Origin of the sequence: Chryseobacterium urinae (assembly GCF_030518295.1) — a bacterium.
GTDB classification, from domain to species: domain Bacteria; phylum Bacteroidota; class Bacteroidia; order Flavobacteriales; family Weeksellaceae; genus Chryseobacterium; species Chryseobacterium mucoviscidosis.
In genome coordinates this window covers 1-12362 of sequence record NZ_JAULSJ010000037.1, presented here as the reverse complement: position 1 = coordinate 12362, position 12362 = coordinate 1, and the positions used below count along the sequence as shown (strand labels likewise).

Annotated in this window: 9 protein-coding genes and 1 tRNA gene; 6 read left to right on the top strand and 4 right to left on the bottom strand. The window is 37.1% G+C overall.

Translation table 11 applies throughout. The annotated features are described in order from the left end of the window. Position 1: 1 nt before the first annotated feature. From QWT87_RS18075 to QWT87_RS18065, 3 genes are read right to left on the bottom strand one after another with little or no spacing between them, the layout of a single operon-like run. On the bottom strand, positions 2-2032 hold the full coding sequence (locus QWT87_RS18075; protein ID WP_302717808.1) for a recombinase: 2031 nt from the start codon (positions 2030-2032) through the stop codon (positions 2-4). Between the two features lie 13 nt (positions 2033-2045). Beyond that, positions 2046-2690, bottom strand: coding sequence for a monofunctional biosynthetic peptidoglycan transglycosylase (mtgA, locus tag QWT87_RS18070; protein WP_185205526.1), 645 nt, complete (start codon positions 2688-2690; stop codon positions 2046-2048). Positions 2691-2732: 42 nt separating this feature from the next. Then, entirely contained in the window at positions 2733-3779 is a 1047-nt protein-coding gene (locus QWT87_RS18065; protein WP_302717805.1) for an ABC transporter substrate-binding protein, read from the bottom strand. Between the two features lie 59 nt (positions 3780-3838). On the opposite strand from QWT87_RS18065, the gene QWT87_RS18060 reads away from it, so the two are divergent. The 6 genes from QWT87_RS18060 to QWT87_RS18035 all read left to right on the top strand — a co-directional run bounded on the left by QWT87_RS18060 (position 3839) and on the right by QWT87_RS18035 (position 11109). Continuing rightward, positions 3839-3912, top strand: a tRNA-Arg gene (locus tag QWT87_RS18060). 382 nt (positions 3913-4294) lie between these two features. Continuing rightward, complete coding sequence (locus tag QWT87_RS18055) at positions 4295-4543, top strand: helix-turn-helix transcriptional regulator (protein WP_256040471.1); 249 nt, start codon at positions 4295-4297, stop codon at positions 4541-4543. Between the two features lie 766 nt (positions 4544-5309). Beyond that, complete coding sequence (locus QWT87_RS18050) at positions 5310-7625, top strand: TonB-dependent siderophore receptor (RefSeq protein WP_302717800.1); 2316 nt, start codon at positions 5310-5312, stop codon at positions 7623-7625. Between the two features lie 3 nt (positions 7626-7628). Further along, a complete protein-coding gene (locus QWT87_RS18045) occupies positions 7629-9074 on the top strand; it encodes an ABC transporter permease (RefSeq protein WP_302717798.1) in 1446 nt (481 codons plus the stop codon). Next, positions 9074-10420 (top strand): DUF3526 domain-containing protein, encoded by a 1347-nt coding sequence (locus tag QWT87_RS18040; RefSeq protein WP_302717796.1) that lies wholly within the window; start codon positions 9074-9076, stop codon positions 10418-10420. Before QWT87_RS18045 ends, QWT87_RS18040 begins: the two co-directional genes overlap by 1 nt. Continuing rightward, on the top strand, positions 10414-11109 hold the full coding sequence (locus QWT87_RS18035; protein WP_185216516.1) for an ABC transporter ATP-binding protein: 696 nt from the start codon (positions 10414-10416) through the stop codon (positions 11107-11109). Before QWT87_RS18040 ends, QWT87_RS18035 begins: the two co-directional genes overlap by 7 nt. A gap of 540 nt (positions 11110-11649) precedes the next feature. Here QWT87_RS18035 and QWT87_RS18030 read toward each other — a convergent pair. Next, positions 11650-12219, bottom strand: a complete 570-nt coding sequence (locus QWT87_RS18030) for a hypothetical protein (RefSeq protein WP_302717793.1) — start codon at positions 12217-12219, stop codon at positions 11650-11652. Positions 12220-12362 lie beyond the last annotated feature (143 nt).

Below are 12362 nucleotides of genomic sequence, written 5' to 3'. Positions count from 1 at the left end.
TTTACTCTTCTTCAGGTTTGGCAGATTTCGTATTGCTCATGAGTTCGTCTGCTTTTTTATCAAGACCGGATCGTATCGGAAAGAAAAACTTCAGCGGATGTTTTAAAAAATACCTGAAAATTCCTTTGTACAATTCTCCAACCTGTCCGAAATTCAGTTTTCTGGATCTGAAAGCCAAAAACATAGACAAACTGAAACTTACCAGAAAGTTGAAAAAACCAATCAGGAAAACCGTTACCAGAGAAATGAAAAAGGTATAAGAATCGATTGTGAAATCTTTCCCGTATAATCCCAAAGCTAAATTTCCTGCCGCAAAAGTGATGTGGCGAATATCAAGATCCAGTCCTAAGAATAATCCTACCGGAGCTGTTGCTCCAAGAAATACCCCAAACCAGAAATTGGAAACAATTCCGGGCCAGTTTTTCGCGTAGTATTTGGATAATCCTTTAGCGAAATTTTTACCGAATAAACGACTGATGGAAATACTTTTCGCAATTCTTTCCGGAATCTGATAAAACACCGAGTTGTTTCCGATATTCCCTGAAATAATTCCTGAAATGAAAAGATAAAATCCGGCAATACAGGCGTGAAGAATGGCTTTGGATTTAAAGGGATCCAGATCTTTCAGCAATTTATCTGATCTTTCTATGGCTAAGTTTTGCGAGAAAAATACATCCAGTCCGTAAATAATGAGCAAAGCAACCGGAAAGGAAAGCAAAACATTCCCCACAAAAGCAATAAACTGGCTTCTGAATAATTTGGAAACCAAATGGGCAAATTCTGTACTGCTGCTTTTAATATTTCCTTCTTCTGCCAAAACTTTCGTCATCGTTGCCGCCGTCATTGCCGGTTGTTTCGTTGCTAAGGTGAAACCCATGAGATAGATCATCACGAATCCCATAGCATAGTTCATGGAATACAAAAAGGCATGGGAAAAATCGCTTCCGGGAATGTATCCGTACAGCATTTTCAGTACGCACAAAGCACCAACAATAATTCCTCCTCCACTCGCTTTGTAGAACATCGTCATGTACTCTTTCCGGCTCGAAGTGATGTAGTGGGTTCCTGTTTCGGCAGTGTGATTCGTGATCAGGTGCGAAATCAACCTTGTACTGTCGTTGATGAGTTCAGAAATGTTATTTCTGTGAGATTTATAGCTTAAAATATTAAAAACCAACTGTTTGGAATTCAACAAAACATCTTTCTCTTCATCAATAACCAAAAGCTGAATAATTTCAAAAATTCGCTGTACCTGTTGGCGGATTTTAAGAAGCGACTGATTGATTTTCCCCGAAATTCCGTATTTTGAGGAGTTTTTAAAGGCAATATTTACAAATTCCAGACATTGCTCGATGTAAATTTTAATCTGCTTATAACGGCTGTTTTTGGAACTGAGCTGAAGCTGATTGTCTTTTTCGAAATCTGCAGCCAGTTCTTCCAGCTCATTTTGCAATGCCAGAAAAGGATTATCGAAATTTTTGTACTGAGGAGCCATTCTTACGACTTCAACTTCCATCGCAGAACCGGTAACGCGCCATGAAAGGATGTTCATGGAGAACAGCATTTCTTTCTTCACTTCTGGACTGATGATAAAATCTGAAATCCCTAAAAGTCTGAAGAGTTCATCCAGTTCATTTTCGGGAAGATTATGAAAGAAACTTAAATCTTTTTTGGGAGTAAGACTTACATTATCAATCATATACCAGATCGTATTTTCGTTAACGACCGGTGGAAGCACTTTATTCAGAATTCTCTTTTTAAGCTCCGGAATAAAGGCGTTTTCCGATAAAATATTGGCTTCTGTAAGTGATAAATTAAACGCTTTTCCTTTAAAAATATTTCGAAGATAGTATTTAAAATTCTCAAGAATTTCAGGATTTTCCCTGAAAAAACGGAGAACCTCTGCAAAGTCTGACTTTTTTGCACTGTCTAAAATTTCGGCAAACGGATCGAGCGAAAGCGTTTCATTCTTAAAAGAAAAATATTTTTTAAGAACCGACTCAAAGTTTGTGCTGGAATTAAAGAGTTTCATTGGTGCAAAGATACTATTTCAAACGCACATTCCTCATCTGTCTCATAATCCAGTTGTGCTTCTTTCTGAGATAAGGAGATGGATTTTTAGGATCGTATTTTTTAGGATTGGGTAAAACGGCTGCAATCCACGCTGCTTCCGAGGTGTTGAGATCTTTGGAAGATTTTCCGAAATAATATTCTGAAGCCGCTTCTATCCCGAAAACGCCTTGTCCCATTTCTATGGAATTCAGATATCTTTCAAGAATGATGTCTTTGTTCCAGACTTTTTCGATGATGAAAGTATACACTGCTTCCAGTCCTTTTCTGATCCAGCTTCTGCCCTGCCAAAGAAAAATATTTTTTGCAGTCTGCTGAGAAATGGTGCTTCCTCCTTTTAATCTTTTGCCTTTTTCGTTGTTTTTCATGGCTTTTTCAATCGCCTGATAATCAAAACCATCATGATCGAAAAATTTCTGATCTTCAGAAGCAATTACTGCTTTTTTTACATTACTTCCCATTTCATCGTAGGAAATATAGTCTCTCTGCAATCTTCCGTATTCAAAGAGTCCGCCAATCTGGGTAAGCGTGATGGGAGGATTGAAAAATCTTCCCCAAACAATAAAAACAACGTTAAGAATAAGAAGAACGAATATAATCTGTTTAATTTTTTTCCACATAATTTTAAAAAAAGAAAGTCAAAAATAAGGAAATACTCCGAGTTATCGCAATTCTTTCATATAAGTAAGCTGATAATCGGGTAAAAGTTCCGGATGAAAAATTTTAATATAATCTTTTAATACCAAATCTGCACGTACCACGCCGCTTTCAAAGAAATCGTTTGCCTGCCCTTTTTCCTTGCCCGTAATCACATAGATTTTTCCCTTATTGAATACCTCCAGTTTGCTGTAAAAAGGATTCATGCCCAACATGTCTTTTTTGGAGATATGATTTCCTGCATTAATCCAGTATTGTACTTTGCCTGATTTTGCAAATACTTCTTCAAAGCTCATGGTTACGGCTTTCTGATCTGTATTGTCTTTAAGAATATATTCTGCATTGGCATCGGAAATAAAATTTGCAGCAGAAGTTTTTCCTCCCGGAAGATACCAAACATCTCCATACATTTCGTTCGCCAAAACAGTTGGCTTTTCTTTTGCGGTAAGCGCCAGTTTTTTCAGATCACTGTAATTTTTTTCAACTTCATCAAATTTTACATCTGCTTCTTTTTCTTTTCCGAAAAGTTTTCCGAAAAGCTTGATATAGGCTGTTTTTTCCAAAGGTTTCTGCTCCAGATATTCATCCAGAAAAATGACCTGAATTCCGTTGTTTTTCAGCAATTGGTACGTATTGTCAAAACTGGCGATATGATTGGTAAAAATAGCGTCGGGTTTTAGCGAAATAATTTTTTCAACATCATATTTCTGCTCGCTTCCCAAATTCTGAATTTTTCCCTGTTTAATTAAATTCTGAATTTTTTCTGAATAAATGTATTCGGGATTTGATACGCCGATAATGAGATTTTCTGCATTCAGCTCTGAAATATAACCCGCCATACTTGCATTCAGCAGGATAATTTTTTTAAACGGAATCTGATTTTTCTTGAAATCATAGGTGAAATTTCCGGATTTTATGTGTATTCCTCCATTCTCTTCTTTGTACTGCACCAAATTTGAAACTGAAACAGCTTCCGAAGGTGAATTTTTTGTCTCTCTTTTACAAGCGGTTAGCGCGAAAAACGCGATTAATAGTAAAATTCTCGGTTTCATCTTTCAAAGAAAAGAAAAAAGTGCTATATTTGCAAACCTTTAAACGATAAGGAAACAACGGGCTCGTGGCGCAACTGAATAGCGCATCTGATTACGGCTCAGAAGGTTACAGGTTTGAATCCTGTCGAGCTCACAAAACCGGCATTAGAAGTTTACTTCTTGCCGGTTTTTTATTTCAGCTTATTTTACTTGACTCTTTAAATTAAACCATAAAGATATAATTTTCTGATCGCGTCTGATTGAAAGAAAATCTGATCAAAGCTGAGGTTCAGCAATTGATTCCTCTTCATGCAGATTTTTTCCCTGTTGTTTTCACGATCCAAGCAGAATGTTTCTTCCGACCGCACCAAAAACGGGATTCAAAGTCTATGCTGTTCTTTTTCATACGAAGAAGATTTTGTGTTTTTATTGTTTTTTGGGATTGCTATATAACTTATTTTACAAATGTAATAATATTTCATTATTGCGCACAGAAAACCGCACTGTTTTTTTTCTCTTTCTTTTAATTTGTTAGCATGGACGATGAAAAAGACGTAATCATTTCTATTTGCAAATACATTTACACTAATTGGATTTCAAAAGCGGAATCGCAAAGAGATTTTGCGTCAAAATGCGGCGTAGAAGAAAGTACCATAAGAAGAATTAAAAATATTGCGTTAGGAACATCAAAGACTGATTATAATATGTCCTTAAAAACTTTGATCAGAATTTGCCGAAAAAAAGAGATTACTTTAGAAGATTTTTTTGGAAATATAAATAAATGAAAATCCTGACAAGAGTTGGGATTTTTGTTTGAGAGATTAGTAAATAATTAAGATAGACTTCCAAAGACAGAAAGCTTTCCAAACATGATCTCTACACAGATAAAACTCACCAAAGTTTCTTATTCTTAGTCTAAAAATTTCATACATAAAAAATTTTCATGCACTAAAACGATGTAAGAATACTGAAAATCAATTTTTTATTTCTAACACAGGTTAAATTACAGTACTTTTTGCCTACAAAGGTAGCATTGTCAATTTTTATCATTAGTTTTGTTCCTTCTAATGCAAAAAACGTTAAACACTTTTTTTCTTGTTTCAGTGTTACTCATGTTTATTTATAACGTGAGCGGCATTAGTATTTGCATAGATCACTCGCAACACGAGAGTAGCAAAACTTTTGATATTAAAAATTCAAAAGACAATCAGCAGGCAAAAATTTCTAAGGAAGATCATTGCCAGTGTGCACTTCATTTTCAGATGAATCATAGCTTACTGCCCGATTTAACCTCTCTGGATTTTTCAGTTTATCAGACGAATAAAAGGGAAATTCCACAATCGAAGTCGAAAACCTATCGATGTCTGCTCGATTATTTTTCATCGAGAGCTCCACCCTGTTTTTCATAACTTTAGCTTTCTTTAAAGTTAAAATTCTTTACCTACAGATTTTTTTAAGTCTGTAACGTCTTTTTGCGAATATCTGGGTTTAATAAGATCCTGAATATTCTTATTCTAACGAGGTATTTTTAATACTACTTTACTAATTTTTATGTCATTCAATTCTCATCAAACCGGAATAATACATTGTATTTCCTGTAAGCCTTTTCATTGGGCAACCTTCAGCTTCTTTTTATCATCAATTGCAGTTCATGCACAGACAGCAAAAGGAGATACGGTCTCAACAACCATTCAAACCGTAGAGATTGTAGGAAGAAAATCAAAAGCTTACACTTCAGATTATTCATTTGCAGCCACAAAGATTGCAATGAAAAATAAAGATCTTCCTCTTACACTCAATACCGTTACCAAAGAACTCATCACCGACAGACAAGCCTTCAGACTGGGCGATGTCCTTAAAAATGTTGCAGGTGTTTCCAATGCCAGTTTTTATAATCAGTACAGCATCCGTGGAATCAGCCAGAATGAAGAAGGGCAGATCATTAATGGTATGAGAACCAGGCAATACTATTTTCTTCAGCCCATGACGCCGCATATTGAGCGTGTAGAAGTTTTTAAAGGTCCGGCAAGCATCACGATGTCGAGTGTAGATCCGGGTGGAACGATTAATATGGTAACCAAAAAACCATTAACCAGCCCTCGTTATGAAATGAGCCTCTCCGGCGGAAGCTTTGATACCTATCGTCTTTCCGCGGATTTTACAGGTCCTTTGAATAAAAGCAGAACACTTTTGTACCGGTTCAACGGAGCGCACCAGAATGCCAGATCTTTTCGTGACAATGTGAAGAACAACGGACTTTTAATCGCGCCTTCAATTTCTTTTGTTCCGAATGATAAAACTTCTGTAAATGTAGAGATGATCTACAGCGAAATGAACGGTAATCTCGATCGCGGACAGCCTATTTTCGGAGCTGTTGCAGGAAAAACAAATCTTAACAGTACACCAATTAGTTTAAATTTAGGCGCACCGGGAGATTATTTCAAAACCAAAGACCTAACTTTAATGGGAAGCTTATCTCATCACTTCAATAAAAGCATCAGTTTCAATGCTTCGTATATGAAACAACGTTGGGATGAAGACACCCATGAAACAAGGACAACCAATTCTTTTGTTCCCGACATTAACAATAAGCCGATTTCCAGTCTGGCAATGATGCAGTATCTTGAAAGAATCCAGCACTGGTCTGTGGATAATATCAATGCTTATTTCAATTTTACATATAAAACCGGAACATTTGAACATCAGACTCTTGTGGGATACGACAGCCATATCTGGGAGAAAAAAAGTGGTGGAAAGCAGGATGCGGCAAGAGGTTTTCTGCTGAAAGACGGAACTGTTGCTTCATCGTATAACGCAGCTAATGCCGCATTGTATGAAACAATAATTTACAATGGAATTACCCTTCCGAAACCGAACGTAAACCCTTTTGACCTTACGCCCGGAGCGGTAAATCATCAGGGAAAAGATTACGCAGTTTTAAATATCATCAATCCTTTACCAACGGCTTTAACGACCACTCACGCGGCGTACATTCAACATTTGGTAACATGGAAAAAGCTGAAGCTTTTAGCCGGATTAAGGCAGGAATGGTTTCAGGATATTACCAATTACAAAAAACAGGAAGAAAGCTCATTCAGAAATCAGAAAATGCTTTACAGAGTGGGTCTTACCTACAGCATCACCGAGAATACCAACATCTACGGAACCTATCTTACGGGCTATCAGCCGCAATCTAACACGATCTCACTGATGCCGCAAACGGCAAATTTCACCGGTGCAGTTTCTGCTTCATTATACAAGCCTTTATTGTCGGATTTAAAAGAATTTGGAGTAAAAACAAAACTTTTCAAAAAGATTGATGCCAATTTTTCAGTGTACGAAATCAATCAGAAAAATATTCTGGTGAATGCAAATAATCCCGCAGAACCCGACCAACTGATACAGCGCGGCGCAGACAGAAGCCGTGGTTTTGAAGCTGAATTTACAGGATATCTTCTTCCGCAATGGCACATTTATGCAGGTTACAGCTATATTGATGCTAAAGTTAAAGATGACTCCAATCCTGCTCTTATTGGTCTGGCTAAAGAAAATACATCGAAAAATTCTGTCAATCTCTGGACGAGATATAATTTCACGAATATTCAGGCTTTAAAAGACTTCGGAATTGGCGCAGGAATGCTTTACCAAAGTAAAAAAATACCGTGGTTTACAAGAAGTTTTGAACTTCCGGCTTATACCACACTGGATGTTGCACTGTATTATTCTGTACCGCAAACCAGACTTCAACTGGCACTTAATGTTAACAATATTACCAATACAACTTATTGGGTAGGAGCTCAGAATTACCTGAGACTTTTTCCCGGAGCTCCAAGAAATTATCTATTTACAGCAACTTTTAAAATTTAAACAATGGCTTTTTCACACCTGAAACTAATAGTAAGAAAAACCAGACAGGATTTATTTAAAAGCAGACAAAACCTGCTCATTGTGGTTACCGTTCTCCTGTTTTGTTTTCTAAGCATAGGAATAGGATTTACAAAATATGGCGAAAACTATTCTAAAGTAAAAGAATACCGCAAAGAAACACGTGAAAACTGGGAACACAGACCCGATAAACATCCTCACAGAATGGCACATTACGGCTATCTGGTTTTCAGGATCGGGCATCCGCTGAGCATTTTTGATAATGGTCTGGATGACTATCTGGGAAATGTTATTTTCCTTGAAGCACACAAACAGAATACCGCCAATCTTTCTGAAGCCGGAAGTTCGGGAATACTTGTCCGTTTCGGAGCTTTCAGTTCGGCATTTATTCTTCAGGCAATAGTTCCTTTAATTATATTATTTCTCGGTTTCGGGCTCATTGTTCGTGAAAGAGAGGATGCCACACTGAAAATCCTGACTGTTCAGGGGGCTTCTCCAAAAGCTATTTTATGGGGAAAGGTTCTCGGACTTTGGCAGTTTTCTCTGGTGTTTTTAATTCCGGTGATTCCTGTGGTTTTACTGATGGGAATCTGGACTGAAGATTCTGATTTTTCAGATATTTTATCAAGAACAGGGGTAATTTTTCCGGCGTACATGATCTATTATTTCTTCTTCAGTACGTTAACTGTTTTAATTTCTGCCCAAAGCAAAGCTTCTTCATCAGCTTTAATCAGTTTAATCGGTTCCTGGCTCGTTCTGGTAATTTTCCTGCCGAAAGGAATTCAGTTTGCAGCACAGAATCTTTATCCTACCCCATCCAGAATTGCGTTTGAAACTCAGGTGGAAGAAGATGTTTTGAAAATCGGCGACAGTCATAATCCCGACGACCCGCATTTTAAACATATTAAAGATTCTTTATTAGCAAAATACAATGTAAAAACCACCGACGAACTTCCTGTTAATTACGGTGGAATTGTGATGAAAGAAGGCGAAAGAATAAGCGCAAAACTTTATGTTGACCATTTGAAAAAACTTCAGAACCAATATCAGCAGCAGCAGAAACTGAATGAGATTTTTGGTTTCATCAATCCTGTAATGGCAATTAAAAACCTTTCTATGACGGCTTCCGGAACAGATTATTTTGCGTACCGGCAATTTCAGAATCAGGCGGAAAGCTACCGTTACAAACTTGCGCAGCAGATGAATGATCTGCAGATTGAACACATTAGTAACATTAAACCGAAGGAAGGCGAAAAACCAGCCGCTGTAGGACACGAAAACTGGCAGAAATTTCCCGATTTCAGGTATGAATTTACCTCACTGAAAGAAAGTTTAAGCCATCAGTTTCTTTCACTTGCAGCGATTATTTTCTGGCTTTTAGCCTGTGTTTTAATGATTGAGCTAAGTGCTAAAAATTTAAAATTAATCTAATGAATCATTATTTATATAAACAGTTTTACCGCAACAAAGCCTATCTTATTTCTTTGTTGATTCTGCTTTTTGCAGGTTTGAGTTCTTTGTACACCGGTAAAAAATTTCTCGACAGGAATGAAGATATCATCGCAAAAAGTGCGGCATATCAAAAAAACAGCATTGATAAAAATGTGGCATTACACAGCGACGATATCGGTCTTTTGCTGTACTACGTAAAGTTTAATCTGGTGAATGAAATGCCCAAATTAGCTGCTTTAAATATTGGCTTAAGAGATTTAAACCCTTCTATTCAAGGGGTCACGATAAGAAATCTGGAGGAGCAAAAAAACAACTCAGATTTTTTTAATCCCGCCAATGCGGCAGTGGGAAATTTCGATTTTTCTTTTGTTCTGGTTTTTCTTTTTCCGCTGGTCATTATTGCGTTCTGCTACAATCTTATTTCCGAAGATCAGGAAAAAGGAACGTGGAAACTGCTTTCGGTACAAAGTCAAAATCTGAGAAAACTTATTGATGCTAAATTATTAATCCGTCTAATGGCGGTAAGTTCGGTTTACTTTTTATTGTTGATTGTTGCTGTGGTCTATATTCATATTCCGGTAGATTCAGCTTTTATTATTTTCACTTTAGCGGGTTTACTCTATCTGGTTTTCTGGTTTGCACTTTGCAGATGGATCATCGGTTACCAGAAATCGTCTTCGTGGAATGCTTTGGCTTTGGTTATTTTCTGGATGGGAATGAATTTTATTGTTCCGATGACAGGAAATATGCTGATTCAGAAACTTATTCCGGTAAAAGAAGGTTTGCAGGCGCAAATTGAACAGCGTGAAGGCTATCATAATAAATGGGACGAAGCAAAAATTCCTACGATGCAGAAATTCCATAAGATCTATCCGCAGTTCAGGCAATATACCGTTGCCGAAAACAGCAGCTTTTCCTACACTTGGTATTACGCAATGCAGCATATGGCAGATGTGGAATCTGAAAAATCTTCCAGACAATATCAGGAAAAAAAGCTTTACAGAAACAAGGCAGCAGTTTATTTGGGCTATCTTTTACCCAATATCCAGACGCAGCTTGTACAAAGCGAAGTTGCAAAAACAGGAATGGAAAACCAACTGAATTATGCCGAAGGTCTGAAAAAATTTCACGAAAAACAGAGGCTGTATTTCTATCCGTCCATCTTTAAAAAGGTAAACGGAAACACCATCGACTGGACGAAGCAAACCGTAAAAACCTTTACAGACGAAGGGAAAATAAATCTTGCAGGTGTATTTCTTCCCTATTTTATAATTATTTCTTTATTGTTAATTCTTTCACACATCAAATTCAGAAAGCTATGTTAAAAACCATTAATCTCCATAAAAAATACAACGATTTTACAGCCTTAAAATCTCTTGATCTCGAAATTCAGGAAGGTGAAATCTTCGCTCTTCTCGGGCAGAACGGCGCAGGAAAAAGCACCACCATCAATATCCTCTTGGGTTTAATTAAAGCCACTTCGGGAGATGCTTTCATCCATAATATATCCGTAAAAGACCATCCTGAAAAGATTAAAAAACATCTGGCTTACATCCCGGAAACAGTATTGCTTTATCCCAATCTTACAGGAATTGAAAACCTTGATTTTTTCTCTAAAATTGCCGGATTTAATTATGATAAAAATGAACTTTCCGCTTTGCTGAAACGTACCGGATTGCAGGAAACTGCCCACGAAAAACCTTTGGGCGGTTATTCGAAAGGGATGCGGCAGAAAGTAGGAATTGCCATTGCACTCGCCAAAAACGCCAAAGTTCTTCTTCTGGACGAACCTACGAGCGGACTGGACCCGATTGCCACCGCAGAATTTACCGAAATTGTAAGGCAGTTAGGAAACGAAGGCAGAACCATTTTAATGGCAACCCACGATATTTTCAATGCGGTAAGTGTTGCTACCAATATCGGGATCATGAAGCAGGGCGAACTGGTACAGCATCTTCCTTCAAAAGCTTTTTCGGCGGAGGAATTGCAGGAATTGTACCTGAAAACAATTTAGAAATTAAAAGCCTGATTATATTTAACACTTTCATACAATAATGGAAGTGTTTTTTTGTTGTAAATTTTATTACCGAATTGCCTTCTATCTTTAATCAAAACAACCTCAGTTCGGGATAAGAAATAAATTAAATAATTGATTTATAGTATCATATTAATCTGTCACAAAAAAACAAAAGATTTTTTTCCTTATTGAAAGTTGGTAAACTAAACAAAAGCACTTCGTTTATTTGAAAAGACAAAAATATTTTTGATTATCCGTTTATTAACCTAAAGCTTCGACAGGCTCAGCTTGACATCGCTAAAAATCAAGCGTTTAGTATTAGAAGTGTCACACTGAGCTTGTCGAAGTGCCTGTTATAAATAATTGATTTTCATATCAGTGCATAGTAATAGGTTGTTTAACGGATATTCAATGAAATATTCCTTTGATAAGTTTTTCGCCTTTCTATATCTTAAAAGCTGAATCCTTGTTTGAGTCTCTTTTTTAATAGTGCGTTTAAGATAACTTATCCCGAACTCAGGTCAAAACAAATTCGGATCATGGCTGAACTTCAGCGATTGATTCCTCTTCATGCAGAATTTTTTCCCTGTTGTTTTCACGTTCCAGAATGAGCCATGCTGCATCGAGTATTTTGATGAGGTGCAAATACGGATCTACGATATTACGCTCCGGTACATTATTAAACGTTCCGAGCGAGAAATACACGATTTCCGACAGAAACTCTTCAAATTCCTCAAGACGGTATTTTTTAAAGGCTTTCCGGAAAACTTTTGCCGGATCGCGGTATTCTTTTTCCGACAACGAACCCTGCAACATCAGATTTTTGTGTTCCGAAAGTTCATGAACCAGCCATTTTCCGCGCTTGTTTCTAAGGGAATTTGCTGCGCGAATAAACGACCGGAGCGACTGGTGAAAATAAAAGATAACGGAAGGATCTTCCGGAATCCGTGTTTTGCGCTGTGCGGCGTATTGCATGATGAGATTTAGGCGTTCTTTGGCGGTTGCCCAATCATGAAACTGGAAAAAAACTTCCATCAGCGAAAGCGCGGAATGTTTCTTCCGACCGCACCAAAAACGGGATTCAAAGTCTATGCTGTTCTTTTTCATACGAAGAAGATTTTGTGTTTTTATTGTTTTTTGGGGTTGCTCTTTTGCTTTACGTTGTTGCAAAATTGATTTTACAAATATAAATAAAAAATTAAAAAAGGATACTTATAAGTATCCTAAATTTTAACTTCAAACATAGAATT